This is a genomic window from Dietzia timorensis (assembly GCF_020742175.1).
Classification (GTDB): Bacteria; Actinomycetota; Actinomycetes; order Mycobacteriales; family Mycobacteriaceae; genus Dietzia; species Dietzia timorensis_A.
The window spans coordinates 1-21,977 of sequence record NZ_DYXM01000244.1; the positions used below are offsets into that span (position 1 = coordinate 1).

The 21,977-nt window shown below is 67.3% G+C and carries 17 protein-coding genes; 11 read left to right on the forward strand and 6 right to left on the reverse strand.

The genetic code is table 11. From position 1 onward, the window contains the following. Both K8V11_RS12735 and panD read left to right on the forward strand, forming a co-directional pair. Positions 1-321 (forward strand): pantoate--beta-alanine ligase (locus K8V11_RS12735; RefSeq protein ID WP_303914943.1); only part of this gene is annotated, 321 nt, incomplete at its 5' end. 92 nt (positions 322-413) lie between these two features. Then, positions 414-830: an aspartate 1-decarboxylase gene (gene panD / locus K8V11_RS12740; protein WP_303914945.1), complete on the forward strand. Its 417-nt coding sequence runs from the start codon at positions 414-416 to the stop codon at positions 828-830. A 4-nt stretch (positions 831-834) separates the two neighbouring features. Here panD and K8V11_RS12745 read toward each other — a convergent pair whose 3' ends face one another. Beyond that, positions 835-1,971, reverse strand: a complete 1,137-nt coding sequence (locus tag K8V11_RS12745) for an acyl-CoA dehydrogenase family protein (protein WP_303914948.1) — start codon at positions 1,969-1,971, stop codon at positions 835-837. A 115-nt stretch (positions 1,972-2,086) separates the two neighbouring features. Here K8V11_RS12745 and K8V11_RS12750 point away from each other — a divergent pair, with 115 nt between their 5' ends. From K8V11_RS12750 to K8V11_RS12775, 6 genes are all read left to right on the forward strand, one after another. Further along, positions 2,087-3,592 (forward strand): aldehyde dehydrogenase family protein, encoded by a 1,506-nt coding sequence (locus K8V11_RS12750; RefSeq protein ID WP_303914951.1) that lies wholly within the window; start codon positions 2,087-2,089, stop codon positions 3,590-3,592. Positions 3,593-3,627: 35 nt separating this feature from the next. Continuing rightward, positions 3,628-4,569 (forward strand): oxygenase MpaB family protein, encoded by a 942-nt coding sequence (locus K8V11_RS12755; RefSeq protein ID WP_303914954.1) that lies wholly within the window; start codon positions 3,628-3,630, stop codon positions 4,567-4,569. Positions 4,570-4,704: 135 nt separating this feature from the next. Beyond that, on the forward strand, positions 4,705-5,922 hold the full coding sequence (locus tag K8V11_RS12760; protein ID WP_303914957.1) for an acetyl-CoA C-acetyltransferase: 1,218 nt from the start codon (positions 4,705-4,707) through the stop codon (positions 5,920-5,922). 54 nt (positions 5,923-5,976) lie between these two features. Continuing rightward, positions 5,977-8,166, forward strand: coding sequence for a 3-hydroxyacyl-CoA dehydrogenase NAD-binding domain-containing protein (locus K8V11_RS12765; protein WP_303914959.1), 2,190 nt, complete (start codon positions 5,977-5,979; stop codon positions 8,164-8,166). Beyond that, complete coding sequence (locus K8V11_RS12770) at positions 8,163-8,972, forward strand: enoyl-CoA hydratase-related protein (RefSeq protein WP_303914961.1); 810 nt, start codon at positions 8,163-8,165, stop codon at positions 8,970-8,972. The genes K8V11_RS12765 and K8V11_RS12770 overlap by 4 nt, the downstream gene beginning before the upstream one ends. Before the next feature lie 29 nt (positions 8,973-9,001). Next, complete coding sequence (locus K8V11_RS12775; protein WP_303914964.1) at positions 9,002-10,597, forward strand: long-chain-fatty-acid--CoA ligase; 1,596 nt, start codon at positions 9,002-9,004, stop codon at positions 10,595-10,597. On the opposite strand, the gene K8V11_RS12780 is transcribed toward K8V11_RS12775, so the two are convergent. Next, positions 10,594-11,274 (reverse strand): GntR family transcriptional regulator, encoded by a 681-nt coding sequence (locus K8V11_RS12780; protein WP_303914967.1) that lies wholly within the window; start codon positions 11,272-11,274, stop codon positions 10,594-10,596. The genes K8V11_RS12775 and K8V11_RS12780 overlap by 4 nt on opposite strands. A 253-nt stretch (positions 11,275-11,527) precedes the next feature. On the opposite strand from K8V11_RS12780, the gene lysS reads away from it, so the two are divergent. Continuing rightward, complete coding sequence (lysS, locus tag K8V11_RS12785; RefSeq protein ID WP_303914988.1) at positions 11,528-13,066, forward strand: lysine--tRNA ligase; 1,539 nt, start codon at positions 11,528-11,530, stop codon at positions 13,064-13,066. A 3-nt stretch (positions 13,067-13,069) separates the two neighbouring features. Here the strand turns inward: lysS and K8V11_RS12790 are convergent, their stop codons facing one another. The 4 genes from K8V11_RS12790 to K8V11_RS12805 form a co-directional block, all read right to left on the reverse strand. After that, positions 13,070-14,452: a DUF5129 domain-containing protein gene (locus tag K8V11_RS12790; protein ID WP_303914970.1), complete on the reverse strand. Its 1,383-nt coding sequence runs from the start codon at positions 14,450-14,452 to the stop codon at positions 13,070-13,072. Between the two features lie 96 nt (positions 14,453-14,548). Continuing rightward, on the reverse strand, positions 14,549-15,382 hold the full coding sequence (locus K8V11_RS12795; protein ID WP_303914973.1) for an FCD domain-containing protein: 834 nt from the start codon (positions 15,380-15,382) through the stop codon (positions 14,549-14,551). A gap of 81 nt (positions 15,383-15,463) precedes the next feature. After that, positions 15,464-18,121, reverse strand: coding sequence for an ATP-dependent helicase HrpB (gene hrpB / locus K8V11_RS12800; protein ID WP_303914975.1), 2,658 nt, complete (start codon positions 18,119-18,121; stop codon positions 15,464-15,466). 2 nt (positions 18,122-18,123) lie between these two features. Then, positions 18,124-19,116: a DUF5995 family protein gene (locus K8V11_RS12805; protein ID WP_303914978.1), complete on the reverse strand. Its 993-nt coding sequence runs from the start codon at positions 19,114-19,116 to the stop codon at positions 18,124-18,126. Between the two features lie 255 nt (positions 19,117-19,371). On the opposite strand from K8V11_RS12805, the gene K8V11_RS12810 reads away from it, so the two are divergent. Next, positions 19,372-20,565, forward strand: coding sequence for a hypothetical protein (locus K8V11_RS12810; protein ID WP_303914981.1), 1,194 nt, complete (start codon positions 19,372-19,374; stop codon positions 20,563-20,565). A 413-nt stretch (positions 20,566-20,978) separates the two neighbouring features. Further along, on the forward strand, positions 20,979-21,977 hold a 999-nt coding region (locus tag K8V11_RS12815; protein ID WP_303914984.1), incomplete at its 3' end, for a Clp protease N-terminal domain-containing protein.

Genomic DNA, 21,977 nt, shown 5'->3' on the forward strand with positions numbered 1-21,977 from the left:
GGCGTGCCCACGGTCCGCGAATCCGACGGCCTCGCGATGAGCTCGCGCAACCGCTACCTGGACCCGGAACAGCGTGAACTGGCGGTCGCGCTGTCGGCCGCGCTCGTCGCCGGCGCGCACGCGGCCCCGCGAGGAGCGGACGCCGCCGTCGAGACCGCGCGCTCGGTGCTCGCCGAGGCGCCCGGTGTCGAAATCCAGTACCTCGAGGCCCGCTCGCCTGATCTCGGCGAGGCCCCGGACTCCGGCGAGGCGCGCCTTCTCGCCGCCGTCACACTCGGATCGGTGCGGCTCATCGACAACGTCGGCATCACGATCGAGTAGTCCCGCGGAAACCGCATTTTTCGGGTTTCCGCCTGTCCCGGCGTATTCTTGACGCGTTCGAAGTTTTCCGATGCCCTGGAGCGCCGACCCACATGCAACGGACAATGCTCAAGTCCAAGATCCACCGAGCGACTGTGACCCAGGCCGACCTCCATTACGTCGGCTCCTGCACCATCGACGAAGATCTCATGGACGCCGCCGATCTGCTCGAAGGCGAGCAGATCGACATTGTCGACATCAACAACGGCAATCGCCTCACCACTTATTGCATCGCCGGCGACCGCGGCACGGGCGTGCTCGGCATCAACGGCGCCGCGGCGCATCTCATCCACCCTGGCGACCTCGTCATCTGCATCGCATACGGAATTATGGATGACGCCGAAGCACGCGGATACCAGCCGCGCGTGATTTTCGTCGACGAGAACAATCGGGCGCTGTCGGAGGGGAACGATCCGGCGAACGCCCCGAGCGGCTCGGGTCTGATCAACCCGCGCCACCCCGAGGACTAATCGCTCACAACCCGTACGTCTTGCCGATGATGTCGCGCTGAATTTCGTTGGTGCCGCCGTAGATCGACGACACCACCGCCTGGCGCAGCAGACGCTCGATCCCGTATTCGGTCGCGTAGCCGTACCCGCCCATCGACTGCATGCATTCGAGGGTCACCCACTTCGACAGCTCGGTGGCCTTGAGCTTCGCCATCGACGCCTCGCGTGGGAACAGCGCGTCCGGGTCTGCGTCGACCTTCTTCGCCACGGCGTAGACGAGGAGCTTGGTCGCCTGGATCTCGGTCGCCATGTCCGCGATCCGGTGCCGAAGCACCTGGAACTTGCCCACGGGCCGACCGAACTGCTCGCGCTCGGAAACGAACCTTAGGCACTCGTCGAAGGCGCGCTCGGCGACGCCGAGCTGCATTGCGGCGAGGATGAGCCGCTCGATGTTGAGGCCGGACATGAGCTGCGCCCAGCCGCCGTCGACCTCGCCGATCACCGCGTCGGAGGGCAGCCGGACGTCGTCGAAATACAGGTCGTTGACCTCGCGCCCGCCCATCGTGTCGATGCCGGAGATGCGCAGGCCCTCGATGTCGGCGGGCACGTCGAACATCGTGATCCCCTCGTGCTTGGATCCCGCCGAGGAGGTGCGGGCGACGAGCAGGATGCGGTCGGCGAAGTGCGCGTTCGAGCACCACGTCTTCTGCCCGTTGATCACCCAGCCGTCGCCGCTGCGCTCGGCTTTGCAACGCAGCGCCCCGACGTCGGAGCCGGCGCCCGGCTCGGACATCGAGATCGACAACGTGCCGCCGTCGGCGAGGAGGCGCAGCGCGCGCTCGCGCTGCTCCGGTGAGCCGAACCTCTTGTACGCCGCGCCCGCGATGAGGGTCGGCCCGATGCTCCCGATCGGCGCGAGCCCGTAAAGGCTGCGCTCGAGAAGGATGCACATCTCCGTCGCGCCCGCGTCGGCGCCGCCGAACTCCTCGGGCACCGTGATCCCGAGCCAGCCGAGCTCGGCCATCTTCGAGTAAATCTCCTGGCTGTGCGTTCCCCCGTCGGCGAGGGAGCGCGATTTCTCGAACGACCCGATTTCGCGAGTGCAAAATGCGTCGATCGACTCCGCGAAGGCGGTCTGCTCCGAATTCAAGATGTCGAACATCGATAACTCACTTTCCGTAGCGCCCTGTTGTATGTAGTGTTCCTGCGCTACTATGGCCCACATCACAACAAAGTACATCAAATATATTTGATCGGAAATGAAGCGAGGTGGACCATTGAGCGTCCAACAGGAAACGGCGAACCCCGCCCCGGCGAAGACACTGCGCGTCTCCGATCCCCGCACCGGGGAGACGATCGGGGAATATCCGCATGACGGCGCCGCTGAGGTGCGCGCGGCCGTCCGGCGCGCGCGAGGCGCTCTGCGCTGGTGGACGGCCCAGGGTGTCCGTGGCCGCAAGGAGTGGCTGCTCGAGTTCAAGCGGCTCATCGCCGGGCGCGCGGAGGATCTCGCGGCGCTCATCTCCGCCGAGACCGGCAAGCCGCACGAGGACGCGATTCTGGAGGTGATGCTCGCGGTCGGGCACCTCGAATGGGCCGCGAAGAACGCCGGCAAGGTCCTCGGCCGAAGGCGCGTCTCTTCCGGCGCCACCATGATCAACCAGGCTGCTTACCTGCAGTATCAGCCCTTTGGCGTCGTCGGTGTCATCGGTCCGTGGAACTATCCGCTCTTCACGCCCATGGGGTCGATCTCCTACGCGCTGGCCGCCGGGAACACCGTGGTGTTCAAGCCCAGCGAACTTACCCCCGGAGTGGGGGCGTGGCTCGCCGAGGCGTGGCGCTCGCTCGGCCCCTCGGGCTCGATCATCGAAGTCGTCACGGGGGAGGGCGAGACCGGCGCCGCACTGTGTGATTCCGGCGTCGACAAGATCGCGTTCACCGGGTCCGCGGCCACGGGCAAGAAGGTCATGGCCGCCTGCGCGCAGACGCTTACGCCCGTCGTCATCGAGGCCGGCGGAAAAGATGCGATGGTCGTCGCCGCGGACGCCGACCTCGACGCCGCGGCCGAGCAGGCCGCCTTCGGCGCCATGGGCAACGCAGGCCAGACATGCGCCGGGGTTGAGCGAATCTACGTCCAGGAGGAAGCCTTCGACGCCTTCGTCGAAAAGTTCACCGCCATTGTCCGCGAACTCGAGCCCGGCAACTCGCCCGAATCGAGCTACGGGCCGATGACGATGGCCTCCCAGCGCGAGATCGTCTCCCGCCACATTGCCGACGCGCTGGATTCCGGTGGCCGGGCAGTCCTCGGCGGGCGCGACTCCGCAAGCGGCCGCGTATGCGCACCGGTCGTACTCGTGGACGTGCCGGAAGACAGCGCCGCCGTCCGCGAGGAAACCTTCGGACCGACCGTCGTCATCAATAGGGTTGCGAACCTGCACGAGGGGGTCGAGCGCGCCAACGGCACCACCTATGGGCTCGGCGGCTCGGTCTTTACCGGCGACAAGGCCGCGGGCCTCGAGGCCGCGGAACTGATGAAAGCCGGCGGGGTCTCGGTCAATTCTTTCCTGTCCTTCGCAGCCATCCCGTCCCTGCCGTTCGGCGGCAGCGGCGACTCGGGATTCGGTCGGATCCACGGCGCAGACGGGCTACGCGAATTCGCCCGGCCGAAGGCGATCACCTCGCAGCGCTTCGCCCCGCCGCTCGCGCTCATGACCATGAATCGCAAGCCTCGCGACGTCAAAGCGGTCAAATGGCTGCTCGCGAACTTGCAGGCCAGGGCTTGACGTCCCTTCGCCCCTTCACCATTGGAGGTCTACCCATGACGACGCACATCGATTCCCGCAGAGCCGATCCGATCGCCGACGTGGCAGGACGTCGGATGCCGCTTCGCCGCCATCACTGGGTCGACGTCATCGACTCCCTTGATCCAGTCGCCGATGCGCTGACGATCCACAAGATCATGGCCGCCATCGAGTTCCCCTGGGACTACCAGCGCGCGCTCGAACTCGCGCTGTTCCGCACCTACTGCGTGCCCACGGTGTCCGACCTGCTCGAGGCGACCGGTGAGTTCAAGTACCGGCCGCAGAAGCGTTACGACGACACCTCGCTGCTCATGATCGAGCTCGTGCTTGGTGGCTACGAGGAGGGCAGGGGTCGGGACGCGCTGCGCATGATCAACCGCAACCATCAGCGCTACGACATCTCCAACGACGACATGCTGTACGTGCTCTCGACGTTCGTGTTCGACCCGCTCGACTGGATCGACTCCTACGGCTGGCGGCGGCTGCGCCCCAACGAGAGACTCGCGGCGTTCCACTTCTACCGCGAGGTGGGGATCCGCATGGCGATCAAGGACATCCCCGCCGACATGGGCGAGTTCCGCAGTTGGCGCGATGAATATGAGGCCACGCACTTCGCCAAGACCTCCACGACCATCGCCGTCGGCGGATACACGATGGGACTCTTCCAGTCGTGGTTCCCCGCGCCCATCCGGCCCGCGGTCAAGGAGGTCGTCAAGGCCCTCGTGGACGAGAACATGCGGATGGCCTTCGGCTACTCCACACCGCCGCGGATATTGCGGACGTTCGCGGAGGCGGGCCTGCGGGCGCGCGCCAGGGTCGAGCGGTTCATGCCGGCGCGGACCGCGCCAATTGATATCGGCGGCGGCAAATATCCGACGTACCCGGACTACGACGCAGACACCGACATCCGCGGAATCGGCGCCTGTCCGTATCACTCGTCGGCCACCGACGCAGCCTGAGCTCGGGGGAGTAGCTGGTCGGCCACACGCTTGACCGAAAACCCCACCGCAAGATCATATATGTGATCTGATCTATTTAACTTTTAAACACACCCAGCGTTCACCTCTTCCCCGGACGCGCCGAAAGGAAGTCCTATGCCAGGTCAAGACGCGTTTATTTTTGACTCAGTCCGTACTCCGCGAGGGCGAGGCAAGTCCACCGGATCGCTGCACACGATCCCACCGATCGAGCTTGCCGTCGGGGTCATCAATGGCCTGCTAGAGCGGAACCCGAATGTCGACCGGTCCCAGATCGAGGACATCGTCATGGGCATCGTCTCCCCGGTGGGCGAGCAGGGCGCGGTGCTCCCGCGCGTGGCCGCGCTCGTGGCGGGCCTTCCCGAAACCGTCGCCGGCGTTCAGGAAAACCGCTTCTGTGCCTCCGGACTCGAGGCCGTGAATCTCGCCGCACAGAAGATCCGATCCGGCTGGGAAGACCTGGTGCTCGCCGGCGGTGTCGAGTCGATGTCGCGAGTCCCGATGGGATCCGACGGCGGCGCGTGGGCGGAGAACCCGTCCGTCAACTACCGGACCTCCTTCGTGCCGCAGGGCGTCGGCGCCGACCTCATCGCGACGATCGAGGGCTTCGGCCGCCGGGACGTCGACGAGTTTGCGGCCCGCTCCCAGGAGCTGGCCACGGCCGCCTGGGAGAACGACCGCTTCGGCGGTTCGATTCTCCCTGTCGCCGATTCGAACGGCGCGCTTGTTCTCGACCGCGACGAGCACATCCGCTCGGGTACGACAGCTGACGATCTCGCGGGGCTACGCCCCTCGTTCGAAGCGCTCGGCCGCGAGGCCGGCTTCGACGCCGTCGCTCTACAAAAATATTACGAGGTCGAGGCCATCGATCACGTGCACCATGCGGGCAACTCCTCGGGCATCGTCGACGGCGCGGCACTCATGCTCATCGGCAGCGAAGAGGCCGGCAAGCGCAACGGGCTGACGCCACGGGCGCGCATCGTGTCGGCCGCGGTCGTGGGATCCGAGCCGACCATCATGCTTACCGGGCCGACGCCGGCGGCCGCCAAGGTTCTAGCCAAGGCCGGGCTCACGATCGACGACATCGATCTTTTCGAGGTCAACGAGGCCTTCGCCGCCGTGCCGATGAAGTTCTCGAAGGACACCGGCGCACCGATGGACAAGATCAACGTGAACGGCGGCTCCATCGCGATGGGGCACCCGCTCGGCGCCACGGGGGCGATGATCCTCGGCACGGCGCTGGACGAGCTCGAACGCACCGATAAAAAACGCGCGCTCGCAACCTTGTGCGTCGGCGCGGGAATGGGCATCGCGACCGTCATCGAACGCGTCTAGTCGCGCCCGCGCTTTCGACCTCGTTCACGTCCCCTTACTGCACCGGAGAATCACATGGCTACCAACACGATCAACTACTCGATCGACGACGCCGTCGTCACCCTAGAGCTCGACGACCCGAACCAGAACGCCAACACCATGAACGAGGACTACGTCACGTCCATGGAGAACGCCGTCGCCAAGGTTCGCGAGGACCACGAGAACGGGAAGGTCAAAGGCGTAATCATCACGTCCGCGAAGAAGAGGTTCTTCGCCGGCGGCGACCTCCGCGACCTTCTCGCGATCCCCCTAAACGAACCCACGTCCGCGCAGGAGACCACGGACCGTGTCACCGCCCCGCTGCGCGAACTCGAGACGCTGGGTATCCCCACGGTCGCCGCGATCGCCGGTTCCGCGCTCGGAGGCGGGTTGGAAATCGCGCTGTCGTGCCACCGCCGCATCGTCGTCGATAACCCGAGGATCCAGCTCGGCCTTCCCGAAGTCGGCCTCGGCCTGCTTCCCGGAGGCGGTGGCGTCACCCGCTCGGTCCGTCTCCTCGGCGTCGAATCCGCGCTGATGAACGTCCTCCTCCAGGGCAAGCGCCACCGCCCGGACTCCGCGCTGCGGGTGGGGATCGTCGACGACGTGGTCGCGAGCGCCGACGAGCTGATTCCCGCCGCGAAGAAATGGATCGCGGAGAACCCGGAAAGCCGCCAGCCGTGGGACGAGAACGGTTTCAAGCTGCCCGGCGGTTCCCCGAAGGACCGCAGCCTGAGCTCGAAGCTGCCGATGTTCCCTGCGCTGCTGCGCAAGCAGCTCAAGGGTGCGCCGTACCCCGCGCCGATCGCGATCATGTCCGCCGCCGTCGAGGGCGCGCAGCTCGGCTTCGATGACGCCCGCACCGTCGAGCGCCGTTACTTCGGCCACGTCGTCGCGAGCCAGACCGCCAAGAACATGATCCGGGCGTTCTTCTTCGACCTACAAACCGCCAATGGTATGACGTCGGAGGCCGCGAAATCCGTGGACAAGTCCGTCGACAAGCTCACCGTACTCGGCGCCGGAATGATGGGCGCCGCCATCGCCTACGTGTGCGCGAAGGCCGGGATCGAGGTGGTCCTCAAGGACATCTCGATCGACGCCGCGAACAAGGGCAAGGCGTACTCGGAGAAGCTCGTCGCGAAGTCCGTTTCCAGGGCATCCGGCGAGGCCGCCGAAGCCGCGCAGAAAAAGGGCGACGAGCTCCTCGCGCGCATCACGCCCACCGACGACCCGGCGGCGACCGCCGGTTCCCAGGCCGTCATCGAGGCGGTATTCGAGGATCCCGACGTCAAGACGAAGGTCTTCGCAGAGATCGCCCCGCATATCGAGGCCGACGCCCTGCTGTGCTCGAACACCTCGACCCTGCCCATCACGGAACTGGCCAAGGGGGTGGACCGCCCGCATGACTTCATCGGCCTCCATTTCTTCTCGCCGGTGGACAAGATGCCGCTCGTCGAGATCATCAAGGGCGAACAGACCTCGGCGGAGACGTTGAACCGTGCACTGTCGATCGTCGGCAGGATCTCCAAGACCCCGATCGTCGTCAACGATTCTCGCGGCTTCTTCACCAGCCGCGTCATCGGCACCTTCACCAACGAAGGCGTGTCCATGCTCGGCGAGGGCGTCCCGGCCTCGCAGATCGAGCAGGCCTCCTCGCAGGCCGGGTACCCGGCGCCGGTGCTCTCGCTCATGGACGAGCTCACGCTCACGCTTCCGCGCAAGATCCGCGAGGAGACCAAGGCCGCGGCGCAGCGAGAGGGTAGGGAGTGGGTCGACAGTGGTGCCGACGCCGTCATCGACCGGATGATCGACGAGTTCGACCGGAAGGGCCGCTCGACGGGCGCGGGCTTCTATGAGTACTCCGACGGCAAGCGCACGCGCCTGTGGCCGGGCCTGGCCGAGAACTTCGGTGGGCAGACCGACATCCCGATGCGCGACGCCATCGACCGGCTGCTGTTCATCGAAGCCATCGAGACGGTCAAGTGTCTCGACGAGGGTGTGCTCGAATCGACGACCGACGCCAATGTCGGCTCGATCCTCGGGATCGGATATCCGGGTTGGACCGGCGGAGTTTCCCGATTCATCGATCAATACCCCGGCGGGCTGGCAGGATTCGTAGCACGTGCAGGCGAGCTCGCCGAGCGATACGGCGAGCGATTCACCCCGCCGCAGTCGCTTGTCGCGAAAGCGGAGTCCGGCGGCACCTACGAGGAGGTCCAGGCATGACCGGGACGAACTCCGGGCGCGACGCGCTCGCCGTCGACATCGATGAACTCGGCATCGCGACGATCAGCATCGATCGACCCGAGGTGATGAATGCCTTCGACATCCCGACGATGGAGGTACTCGGGGCGCTCGTAAGCGAGATCGCCGCCGGCGAGGCGACCACCGTCATCGTCATCACCGGCGCCGGCGACGCGTTCACCACCGGAGCGGACCTGCAGTCCCACGGCGGTTCCGGCGAGCCTCCCGAGGTCACCGCGCGCCGCTCGATGGACGCGGCCGCCGCGCTCGTGCGCACGATCGTCCGTGTCCCCGTTCCGGTCATCGCGGCGGTCAACGGCCCCGCCGCCGGCGTCGGCGTGTCCATCGCCCTGGCCGCGGACATCGCCGTGCTGTCCTCCAGCGCCTACCTCTTCTTCGCGTTCAGCGGGCTGGGACTCATGCCTGACGGCGGAGCTACCGTTCTCCTTGCCGCCTCGATCGGCCGCGCGCGGGCGAACGACGTGCTGTTCGGGGCGAAGATGGTTCCCGCCGGAGACGCGGAGGCGATGGGCATGATCGCCGAATCGGTCCCGGCCGAGGAATTCTCCGAGCGCGTCGGCAAGCGAGCCCGCCGCCTCGCCCGCGGCCCCAGGCTCGCGCTGGCCAAGACGAAAGAGGGGGTTAACGCCCCAATCCTCGCCGAACTCGACGCGGCGCTCGACCGCGAGACCCACGGCCAGACCGAACTCCTCACCGGACCCGAGTTCGCCGAGGGTGTCTCCGCGATGCTCGGCAAGCGACGCCCAGACTTCGTTTCCCTCCGCTAACCCGCCACATTCGAAAGAAGGCACCGACGATGTCCGACCCCCAGAGCACGTACACCGCCAAAGCCCTGTCCCCGGAACTGCAGAAGTACCGCCGCAACACCTGGAACAACTGGGTGAACATCCACGCGGAGAGTAAGCCCGACGAGCCTGCGTTCCGCTTTCTCGGTCGGGAAACGACGTGGTCCGAGCTGCGGGACCATATCGGAAGGTTCGCCGATGCCCTGTCGCGCCGCGGAGTGGGCGCCGGAGATCGCGTGATGATCATGGCGCTCAACTGCACCGAGTTCGTCGAAGCCGTGCTCGGCGCCAACGAGATCGGTGCAATCGCAGTGCCCGTCAACTTCCGCCTGACCCCGGCGGAGCTCGCGTACCTGGTGGGGGACTGCACGCCCAAGGCGGTCGTGACCGACTCGCTCCTCGCGCCTCTCGTGCCCGCTATCGCGGCAGCCGGCGGTGACACAGGATTCCACGTCGTCATAGGTGGGGAATCGGGAGCCGAGGGGCAGGAGACCTGGGAGGACCTGCAGAAGGAGGGCGGCGAGCCGCATCCGGCGATCGATGTCGAGGAAGATGCGGTGGCGTTGATCATGTACACCTCGGGCACCACGGGCCGCCCGAAGGGCGCGATGCTCACGCACATGAACATGGTCGCCCAGTCGCTCACGTGCATCCGGGTGTTCCGCGTGCTCCACGACGAAGGGGTGTCGATCTGCGCCGTACCGATGTTCCACATCGCCGCGCTCGGGTCGATGGCGCCCAGCCTGCAGGTCGGCGCGCTCACCGTGATCAACCCGCTGCAGGAATTCGATCCGGGGCAGGTGCTCGACACGCTCGAGGCGGAGAAGATCACCGCGGTGTTCCTCGTTCCCGTCCAGTGGCAGGCTGTGTGCGCCGAACAGCAGAGCAATCCGCGCTCACTGGTGCTCGAGAACATCTCCTGGGGCGCGGCGCCGGCGACGGACACGGTGCTGCGCGCGATGGCCGAGACGTTCCCCGAGGCCCGCAACTCGGCAGTGTTCGGGCAGACCGAGATGGCGCCGGTGACGTGTTCGCTCGACGGCGACGAGGCGCTGCGCAAAATCGGCTCGGTGGGTCGGGTGATCCCGACGATCCAGGCTCGCGTCGTCGATCCGCTCGGCGAGGATGTCGCGCCCGGTGAGGTCGGCGAGATCGTCTACCGCGGCCCGACGATGATGGCCGGTTACTGGAACAAGCCGGAGGAGACGGAGAAGGCGTTCGACGGCGGCTGGTTCCATTCCGGCGACCTCGTCCGCGTCGACGACGAGGGATTCGTCTACGTCGTCGACCGCGTCAAGGACATGATCATCTCCGGCGGCGAGAACATCTACTGCGCGGAGGTCGAAAACGCGATCGCCGGGCACGAGAGGATCCGCGAGGTTGCGGTCATCGGCAAACAGGATGAGAAGTGGGGAGAAGTGCCGGTCGCGGTCATCGCGATGGCGGACGAGGGGCCGGACCTCACCGTCGACGAGCTGCGCGAGTACCTCGCCGACAAGCTGGCCAGTTATAAGCGGCCGAAGGAGCTCGTCTTCGTCGACGCGCTGCCCCGCAATGCCTCGGGCAAGGTCACCAAGCACACCCTGCGCGCCGACGTGGTCTCCTAGTTCTCGTCCCACACCCCGGCGGTCTCGAGATGCTCGATGAGCCGCGCGCACGCGTCGGTGAATTGCGTCTCGAACGAGCGCAGCCCCTTCTCCGCGTCATTCTCGGTCGCCGCGGCGGCGAGATCCCGGTTGAGTGCCGTCTGCTCGGCGCACCATTCGGGGTCGGCGGCGTAGACGTGGACCGGGATGTAGCGGGACACCGTCGCGAGGATCCGCACCAACTTGTCCGAGTTCGCCGAGAGGTTGATCATCCGGTAGATACGGTGCTGCGCCTGCACGATCGGCGCGGTCGTTCCCGCGCCGGCGGCCTCGGCGAACTCGTCGACGAGCCGGTTGAGCTCGGCCCGATCCGTATCGTCGAAATTCTCGAATGCCCGGGAGATGAGGCGCCGCGCCAGCGTCAGCTGGATCCAGAAAATGTCCTCGATGTCCTGCCTGCTCAGCGGGGACACCGAATATCCGCGCCGCGGCACGAGATCGACCAGGCCCTCGCCCTTGAGCGTCAGCAGCGCTTCTCGCACCGGAGTCACGCTGACGCCGAGAGAGGTGGCCGTTTCGTCGAGGCGGATGAATGTGCCCGGCCGCAGGTCGCCCGCCATGATCTGATTGCCCACGAGATCGGCGATCTCCTCGGACAACTGCGGTCGCCGGGCCATCCGGGCCGTGGTCGTTGTCATGGCTACTCCTTGGCACTGTGCACTTGACGAATAACCTATCAAATATACGATAAATTGCGGCGATTCGATACTCTGCCATTTGCGGCGCAGACAATTCCGCCCGTTGTACCTCGCCGCGAATCGTGCCCGCGCGGGTTGGGCATTACCCTGGTATGTCGTGAACGATCAACGCGACGCCCAGCCCAAGAATTCGTCCGCCTCCGCCGTCACACCTAACGGCAATGAGGCCGATGACGCGCCCGAACAGCTCCGCATTCGCCGCGAGAAGCGGGCGAAAGTCCTGGACGGCGGCGCGCAGGCGTACCCGGTATCGGTCCCGCGCACGGTCGCGCTGCGCGACATCATCACCGACCCGCGCTACGCCGAACTCGCCGACGGCGAGGAGACCGAGGATGTCGTGTCGGTCGCCGGTCGCGTGCTGTTCTTCCGCAATACCGGCAAGCTCGCATTCGTGCGTCTCCAGGATGGCGTAGACACGACCGGACCGCTGGATGACGACGCCGTGGCGCCTCAGCTCCAGGCGATGCTGTCGCTTGCGAACGTCGGACAGGAGTCGCTCGACGCGTGGAAGTCCGATGTGGACCTCGGCGATTTCGTGTCCGTGACGGGACGGGTCGTGCGCTCCAAGCGCGGGGAATTGTCGGTGATGGCCGATTCGTGGGAGCTCGCCTCGAAGACGCTGCGCCCGCTGCCGGTCGCGCACAAGGAGCTCAGCGAGGACACGCGTGTGCGCCAGCGCTACAACGACCTCGTCATGCGGCCGGCGGCGCGCCGAAACGCGCTCGTGCGCATCCGCGTGATCCGCGCGCTGCGCCACGCGCTCGAACGCCGCGGCTTCCTTGAGGTCGAGACGCCGATGCTGCAGACGCTGCACGGCGGCGCGGCGGCGCGACCGTTCGTCACCCATTCGAACGCCCTCGACATCGACCTGTACCTGCGCATCGCACCCGAGCTGTACCTCAAGCGCTGTGTGGTCGGCGGGCTCGAGCGGGTCTTCGAGATCAACCGCAACTTCCGCAACGAGGGCGTGGACTCCTCGCACTCGCCCGAGTTCGCGATGCTCGAGTGGTACATGGCCTACGGGGACTACGACACCTCGGCGACGATGATCCGCGAGATCATCCAGGAGATCGCGATGGAGGTCTTCGGCTCTACGCGCGTAGAGCTTGCCGACGGTTCGACGTACGACTTCGGCGGCGAGTGGAAGTCGATGCAAATGTACCCCTCGCTCAACGAGGCGCTGCGCGCGAAGCATCCGGAGCTCGCGGGGGAAGACGGCGCACCCGCCGTCACCGTCGATTCCTCTGTGGCCGAGCTGGAGAAGCTCGCCGCCGCCGTCGGGCTCGACGTGCCGCAGGGCAAGGGCTGGCTGCACGGCAAATTGGTCGAGGAACTGTGGGAGCACCTGTGCGGCGACCAACTCGACGGCCCGGTCTTCGTGCGTGACTTCCCCGTGGAGACGGCGCCGCTCACCCGCGACCACCGCAGCGAGCGCGGGGTCACCGAGAAGTGGGACCTCTACGTGCGTGGCTTCGAGCTGGCGACGGCGTACTCGGAGCTCATCGACCCGGTCGTACAGCGCCGGCGCTTCGAGGACCAGGCGCGCCTGGCCGCCGCCGGCGACGACGAGGCGATGGTGCTCGACGAGGACTTCCTCGCCGCGATCGAGCAGGGCATGCCGCCGACGACCGGCCTCGGGCTCGGTATCGACCGCCTGCTCATGGCGTTCACCGGCCTCGGCATCCGCGAGACCATGCTGTTCCCGATGGTCAAGCCGAACCCGCGGGACTAGCAGCTAGAAGCTGGAGGAGCCGCCGCCACCGGAGAAGCCGCTGCTGAAGCTGGTGTTGGTGCCCGAGCTCGACGCGGACTGCCCCGCCAGTATGTCGGAGTGGTACCAGGAGTTCATGTAGACGAACGGCACCCACCCGGCGTAGCCGTGGCCGACCCGGTAGTCGCGCTCGTAGATGCGCGGGGCGTGGCGATCCTCGGCGTCCTCGTCGAGCTCCGGCATCTCCTCGTTCTTGATGAGCTCGAGGAGATGGCTGTAGGCGCGCAGGAGGTCTGCGTAGCGGTCCATGAAGTCCTCCGCCGCGAGGGCGTCGCGCAGCTCGAGCGCCTCGGATTCGAGCGCGCCGAGGCGGGCGGTGAGGTTCTCGTCCTTCGTCTCCGTCTGCGCGGAGATGATGTCCTCGGACAGCTGGGTAAGTTCCTCGCGGCGCGCTGCGGAGTCCCCGTGCTCCATCTGGAAGATGCGCTCGATGTTCTTCTCGGCGTTCTCGATGTGTTCTACCGATTCGGCGGCTGCGGCCAGCTCATCGTGATGGGTGCGGAACTCGGCATCGGTCGAGTTTGCGGTGAGCCCGGTGTTGCCGATGACGTCTCCGAGCGCGAGGAACTCGTCTCGCACCTCCTCCCACTGCCGGCGCAGCTCGGCGTTCGCGATCGGGGAGGTGAGTGAGTTTGCGCGGATGTCGATGTGGTCGAGCCGCTGGGCAACCGAGCCGAATTCGCGGGAGACGTAGTCATAGTGCTCCTTCGCCTGCGCGGTCTTCTTTCGGCGCGAGTAGACGTATGCCCATCCGCCGCCACCGACGACGACGGCGCCGATGCCTCCGCCGATCGCAGCCATCGTGGCGCCCGAGCGGCTGTTGTCCTCCACCACGAGGCTCGGGTCGGCGGCGGTGCGCACCGCGTCGAGGAAGGCCACGGTGAAGTTCGGGGCGTCCCCGTCGTCGCCGAGCCCGGGCTTCATGTCCTCCAGGGCGCGGTCCAAGTGCGGGCCCTCGAAGAGGTCGAGCGCGGCACACACGTCGTCGCCGCAGTAGACACCGTTCTCCCGCTCGCCCATGGACACCGCGACGATGAGCTGTCCGTTCGCCCAGGAATCGCCCTTATCCGTGCCATCGGGGACGAGCTCGGGACGATTGTCGGCAGACCACTGCAGAAGGTGGTCGTTGAGGTTGCCGTCGATGTCGTCGAAGACGATATAGCTGACCTCCGAGACCTGCTCGGGAAGCTCGATCTTCGGAGTCTCCTCGCGCAGCGTCTGCTCCGCGCTATCGGAGACGAGGTCGTACGGGTCCGAGATCTCTACATTCGTCGTAGCAGTATCCGCGGGGGGTTGCGCCAGTGCGGGCCCTGCGGTGAGAAGTGCGAGCGCGAGGCTCGCGGCCACCGTCGATGCGGTCCTGAGCGGGGCCTGGGTATGGATGGGAGCTCCTTTGGCGCGGCGTTCCTGTCCGCCCCATGGTAACCGCGCCGGTTCCGCGAACTACGCGATGGAGCCCGTGCCCTCCTTCGCCGCGGGGGTGAGAAGGAGCTTCGGGTTCGTGTCGCAGATCGACCTGATAATTGCGTCGGCATCCCCATTCCAGATGCCGGCGACGAGTGCGTCCTGGACCGCCGTGAACGAGTCGAGCCACACGGCCCGGGCATTCGGCTGCGCTCCGGGCTGCTGCAGAGTCGAGCGCAGGAAAGAGGTGGCCACGTCCATCGTCGACAAATAGAGCGCCTCCAACAGGGCGTTGGTGGAGATGCTCGCGACCTTCGCATGCAGATTCCATGCGGCCCATACGTATTCGATGACGTTGCCGCGCTCCTGCTCCCGGTGGACGAGGGCGAGTCGTAGGTCCAGTTCGGCCTGGTCTGCTTCGGTGATAGAAGCGAGAACTTCGGCGGCGAGGAGTGGGGCGAGCGCGCTCCGGATCGACATCGCGTGGTCCAGCGCGGCGTCGTCGCCGGTCGCCGCTCGGAACCAGGAGTTCATCCGCGCTAGCGGTGGCGGCTCGAGCGCGAACAGCCCACCCCCGGGTCCCGGACGTGAGGAGATGACGCCCCGGTCGAGCGCCAGCTTGATCGCCTCGTTGAACGTCCCCACCGACACCGCGCACTTGGCGCGCAGCATGTCCTTCGAACCGATGCGCGCGCCCGGGCGCGCCTTGGCGGCGATCGCCCCGATGAGGTCGGCGGCCTTCTCGGCGCGCGAGGCATTGTGCGCGAAGGAGCCGGGCAGCGGTTTGCTGCGCACCCACTCGCGCGGCATGAAGGCGGGCGACGGCATGTCGCCACCCCGTGGCGCCTCGGCCGCGTCAACGTTGTCGATCATCAGAAATCCTGACGGAGTACCGGTAACTTAAGCAATGTTTGAAAAACAAGCTTAGTCCGCCGTCATACCTGGTGAAAAGGGCTAAGAGTTTTTGGTCGACCTGCGGTTTGTTCGCGCGGTAGCCGTGGCCTCCCAAGGGTTTTCGGGCCACGGGTGCTTCGGGTAGCGCCCGCGCATCTCGGCGCGTACCCCCGGATAGGCGTTGTCCCAGAAGAACCTCAGATCGGTGCTGACGGCGAGCGGCCGCCCCGCCGGGGACAGAAGTTCCGCGGTGACCGGGACCCGGCCCCCGGCGACCGTGGGCGAGGCGGCGAGTCCGAAGAACTCCTGCAGCTTCGCCGAGACCACGGGCCGATCGCCGGACCCGGGCTCCGGATACCGCACCCGGTGGCTATTGCCAGAGGGCAGCGTGAGCCGCTCGGGGACGAGCTCGTCGATGCGACCCGCCTCCGGCCACGGGACGAGCCCGCGTAGCGCGGATGCGGTATCGATGCGCGCCGGCGGGGCGCCCGCGGCGAGCTCGTCGACGATGAGAGCGAGCCCCTCGTCCGCCTGCGCGGCGAGGCCGGCTGCGCTCATGTCCGGCCACGGCTCGCCGAACACCTCCCGCGCGCAGGCGAGGCGGCGGCGCAGCATCGCGGCCGCAGAGTCGCGGCCTGCCACCGCGTCGAACCAATCGATGACGCCGGACGTCCCATCCTGCGAACCGATCCACTCCGCGACGGCCTTCCGCGCGGGGCCCGGCGTCGGCCGGGTCGGGGTCGAGGAGAGCTCGATCTCGCCGAGCCTGCGCACGAGACGGGCCTGCAGGCGCGCGCCGTCGAATGTCGTGGCCTCGTCCTCCCGGACCAGTGCATGGCCGGCGGCGAGCGCATCGGCCTCGGACAGGGGAGCGGCGAGTCGGGCGAGTACCCGCTCGCCGACTCGGCCCGCCTCGGCGACGACGATCCACTCGGAGTTCAAGGTTCCCGAGCCCGGGGCGAGAAGAACCTGCGTGCCGGTGGCGAGCTTGTACACCGCCGAGCGGCCGGAGGCTCCGGCGTGGGAAACCCGCCGCGCGATGCGCTCGCCGAAGGCGAGAGCGGTGACGATCCCGGTCGCCCGCGGGTCGCTCGCCGGCGGAAGCGCGGGCGTGGCGGGCGTGCCCGCGGTCGTGCCTGCCGTCGCGGCGGCGAAGTCTTCGGCCAGCGAGCGCGCGAGCTTGGCAAGACGGTCCGCCTCGCGACGCCAGCGCTCCGAGCCGGGGTGGCGCCCTGCCCGCAGCTCGTCGATCGCCGCGGGGAGAGAGGCGTCCTGGCGTCGCGGTGGATCGCCGAGGGCGGCGGCCACCTCGGCGGCGGTGTCCGCCGCGCCCGAGGCGCCCGCCGCGAGCAGGGCGCGGGCGATTCGCGGGTCCGCGGGGACGCGCGCGAGGAGTCGACCGAGCGCGGTGGCACCTCCGGCGTCATCCACCGCCCCGAGCGCGAACAGCGAGGATTCGGCCCGCCCCATAGCGGCGGCGGGCGGCGGGTCGAGCAGCGTCAGACCCTCGCCGCGCGGCGTACCCCAGCACGCGAGGTCGAGCGCCGCGGTAGTGAGATCCGCGGCGGCGATCTCCGGCGTGCGGTGGGCGCGCAGCCTGCTCCAATCGGCCTCGGCGATCGTGCGGATGGCGACGCCGTCGGCGGTGCGCGCCGCGCGGCCGGCGCGCTGGACCGCTGAATCCTGCGAACACGACACCGTCACCAGGCCCGACACCCCGCGCGCCGCATCGAGCCGCGGCTCCCGCGACAAACACGAATCGACGACGATCCGCACGCCCGGCACCGTGAGCGAGGACTCCGCGACCGACGACGCAACGATCGCGCGGCGGCGCCCGCCCGGCTCGGAGGGCCGCAGCACGCGGTCCTGCTCGCGCGCGGGGAGCGAACCGTGCAGCTGCAGAACCTCTACATCCGCAGAATGTTCGCGGAGGATCGCCTCGAGATGGCCCGCGGTGCGCTCGATCTCGCGAACACCCGGCAGGAACACGAGAGCGTCCCCGGGATGCTCGGCGAGCGCCTCGGCGGTGGCCTGGGCGATGTGGCGGCAATAGTCGTCGGTGACCCCGCGGCCGTCCTGCCGCGGCCCCGGCGCAGGTGCGTACAGGGTGCGCAGCTCGTGCGGCGTGGCCGGCGATGTGAGCACTGGCGCGGGTGGGCCGTCGCCGCCGAGCAGCGCAGCGAAGCGCGGCGCGTCGACGGTCGCGCTCATCGCCAAGAGCGCCAGCTCCGGTCGCAGCTCGCGGAGCTCGGCGGCCATCGCCAGCACGAGGTCCGTGTCGAGCGCGCGTTCGTGCACCTCATCGCATATGACGCCGGACGTGCCCTCCAGCGCGGGGTCCGCGATCAACCTGCGCAGTAAAACCCCCGGCGTGCAGAATTCCAGCACGGCACCCGCGGACATCCGCCGCTCGCCGCGCACGGTAAACCCGGCGAGCTCGCCGACACGCGTGCCGGTGAGCTCGGCCAGGCGATGTGCCGCGGCGCGCGCGGCGATTCGGCGGGGCTGGGTGATCAAGATACGTCCGCCGTCATCGGCGAAGAGCTGTGCCACCACAGGAGGGACCAGCGTCGTCTTGCCGCTACCAGGCGGCGCGGCGACGACGGCGACCTGCTCGCGGGCGAGGGACTTTCGAAGAGGTTCGACGAGTGCTGAGGCGGGCAATCCCGCGCCGATTGCGGCGATCGCGGAATCGTCGAGGGGGAGGGGTCTGGCCACGGCTAAAGCAGGTTCCCCGCCGTCAGCGACTCGAGCGCGCGGTCGGCGAGTGTCCAGGTGGTGTGCACGGAGGCGTCGGCCTGCGTCGCGGTCGCGGGATCGGCCAACGCGAGTCCGTGGGCGAAGGACAGAGTCGAATAGCCCTGGTCGCCCACGCGAAGGAGCAGCCGGTGGCCGTCCCCGGGGGCGATGCCGGTGCTTCCCGTGGTCGACGCGGAGACGGTGTCCGCCGCATCGCCGAGAAAGTACAGGCGCCACAATGGCGCGAGATCGGCGTCGAATTCCGCCTGCGTGCCGGCGACGATGGCGTCGCCCTGGTCGGCGATCGCCCCGACGATCTCGAGGTACTGGCCGTACTCGGAGGGAGTCGTTCCCGACGAGGCGACCGCGCGGGCAAGATCGACGGTGAGGTGCGCGTTGTACCCGGCCATCGCCGCGTAGCCGCCCGGGGCCGAGCAATCCGTGGCGAGCTCGAAATAGTGCTGCCAATGCTGTGGCACCTCGCCGCCGGTGACATGCGCGTGCACGGCAGAGAGGTAGCCCTCAAGCAGATCGGTACTCAGATGAGTGGCCCATGGCCGGTTGGCGATCGGGCCGGAGGCGTCCGGCGCCGTGCCCGAGGATTCGCGGTAGAGAGGGAGAACGGCCTGCGATTCGACAAGGTCGAGCCCGATGCCGAAGATCGCGCGCCTATCGTGCTTCGAGAGGAAGATCTCGGTGATCTCCTCGGCGGCCCTTGCGCGCTCCTCGAGGAATGGCAGCGTGTGTTCGCCCGTCGCCGATGTCGCGGACAGTTCGGCGATTCGAGAAAGATCGGCCGGCGACAGCTCGTCCCCGCAGGCGGCAGTCGGCACCGTTCCCGCCGCGATCGTATCCGCCGGAGGCAGAACCGACTGTGCACTCGCGAGCGGGGCTCCCACTCCGCAGCACAGCACCGCCGCTGTCATCGTCGCCGAGGCGCGGAGTCGGAGCGTGCGGGTGCTGGAGAGAATCACTCCTCGACTATAAGGCGAAACCCCGGCGACGGCAGTACGCGCGCGGCACACTGAGAAGTGAGCCATCGTGCTCCGGATTGCGTTTCCTTGAGGTAATTTCCGGCCCTTGGCCTGCGAGTTCAGGAAACCGGAAAACTTTTTCGGAACGTAGCGGAACCTTTTGCCCACCCCGTGCCTCACATAACCGAGCGGCCAGGAAGCGCCCAGCACGACACACCACAACGCGAGCAACGCCCCACCTCACAGGAGAACATCATGTCCGGAACGAACGACGCCAACGCCAACGCCAACCAGAACGCCGGCGACATCAACGACCAGGTCAACACCCTTCTCGGCGAGGACAACGCACAGGTCGTCGGAGTGGGAAGCCAGAGCGCTTCGGGTACGCCGGACACCTACGAGGTGGACCTAAACGGGGACGGGATTCCGGAGGCCACGGCCCGGGATATCGACGGCGACGGAAAGGTCGACCTCGCGGCGGTAGACACCGACGGCGACAAGATCACCAACGACTACGTCCACGACTCCAACAACGACGGTGCAGCCGACAAGGTGACCTCCGACCTCAACAATGACGGATACGCCGAGACGACGGCCACCGACAGCGACCACGACGGCAACCCGGACAAGGTCGAGGTCGACACCGACGGCACCGGCGAGGCCGATGTCACGGCCTACGACTTCGATGGCGACGGAAAGGTCGACACGATCGCCTACGACACCGATGGCGACGGCAGCGCCGACGCCCGCCAGTACGACTTCGACGGCGACGGCGTCGTCGACTCCGAGGACGACATGTCCAACGTCACCGACTCGCAGGCCGGCGTCGGCGATGCTCTCTTCGCTTCGGGCGACGGCTCCGCCCCGGAGGCTGGGGCCGCTCCCGCACCCGAGGCTGCTCCCGCGCCGGAGGCGGCGCCCGCTCCGGCACCCGCCCCCGAGGCAGCGCCCGCACCGGAGTCTGCTCCTGCCCCCGAGCGCGATCCGGCCGAGGATGTCGCAGCTCCCGCCGGCGACGAAGCGGTCACCGGTACGGGCGGCGAGGACCTCGGAGTGCTCCGCGAAACCGAGAACGGCGGCGTCGACATGAGCGGTCTCAACAATGTCGACCCGTATTCCTCCACCGAGGTCGATCTCAACGCCGACGGCTACGGCGACGCCATCCTCACCGACACCGACGGCGACAGCCGTGTCGACGAGATCGAGATCGACAGCGATGGTGACGGCATCACCGACACGATCGCGAGCGACACCAACGCCGACGGGCTCATGGATGAGCTCCAGGAAGACACCGACGGCGACAGCGTCGCAGACGTGATCCAGGTCGACACGAACTTCGATGGCGCTCCGGACGCGCAGTACGAGGACTTGAACCGCGACGGCGTCTTCACCGAGGACGAAGCCACGGACGTCTCCGAGATCGGTGGCGACGACGGAATGAGCGTCTAACCCACTGCCCTCTGCTCCCGCCGTGCGCGGGCGCTGCAGCACTTCGAACCGGGCCCGCACACGATATCGACATCGTGGGCGGACCCGGTTCTTTGCGCGGACCTGAGAAACAGCGTGAAATCCCGCCGTTCAGGCCGCGTTCGCTATCGGCGTACGACCTCGGGCCGATATCGGCAATATTCCGCGCTACCTGTGCGTTGACTCCAATCAACGGGCTAGTTGCCGCGGGCGTAACGATCGATTGCTCCCGGCAGGATTCCGTACTGGTGGGCTTAGATTCGCCAGGCCCATTACAGTGGCGAATGGACACGTGGACCTGCGAACGGCGATCATCGCGATGGTCGTCCGTCGGTCCGGATTAGTTAGTTAAGCAAGGCAGCGAACAAAACCGAAAGAAACGCGAGGGAACAACGATGTTCGAACGGTTTACCGACCGTGCGCGACGGGTCGTGGTGTTGGCCCAGGAGGAAGCACGCCTCCTCAAGCACAATTACATCGGCACCGAGCACATTCTGCTCGGCTTGATCCACGAGGGCGAAGGCGTCGCCGCGAAGGCGTTGGAATCTCTCGGGATCTCGCTCGAGGCGGTTCGTACCCAGGTCGAGGAGATCATCGGCCAGGGACAGCAGTCGCCCAGCGGGCACATCCCCTTTACCCCGCGCGCCAAGAAGGTCCTCGAGCTCAGCCTCCGCGAGGCGTTGCAGCTCGGACACAATTACATCGGCACCGAGCACATCCTGCTCGGCCTCATCCGCGAGGGTGAGGGCGTCGCCGCGCAGGTCCTCGTCAAGCTTGGCGCGGACCTGACCCGCGTTCGGCAGCAGGTTATCCAGCTGGTCAACGGTCACTCCGGGAAGGAAGAGGCCGCTGCGGGTGCGGGTGCTGGTCAGGGTGCCGGACGCGATCCGGGCACGCCGTCGACCTCGACGGTCCTCGACCAGTTCGGCCGTAACCTCACGCAGGCCGCGATGGAGGGCAAGCTCGACCCTGTCGTTGGACGCGGCAAGGAAGTCGAGCGCATCATGCAGGTGCTTAGCCGCCGCACCAAGAACAACCCGGTGCTCATCGGCGAGCCGGGCGTCGGCAAGTCGGCGGTCATCGAGGGGCTCGCGCAGTCCATCGTCAACGGCGACGTTCCGGAGACGCTCAAGGACAAGCAGCTGTACTCGCTTGACCTCGGCTCGCTGGTCGCCGGTTCGCGTTACCGCGGCGATTTCGAGGAGCGCCTGAAGAAGGTACTCAAGGAAATCAACCAGCGCGGCGACATCATCTTGTTCATCGATGAGATCCACACGCTCGTCGGTGCCGGCGCAGCCGAGGGTGCGATCGACGCGGCGAGCATCCTCAAGCCGAAGCTCGCCCGCGGTGAGTTGCAGACCATCGGCGCGACGACGCTCGATGAGTACCGCAAG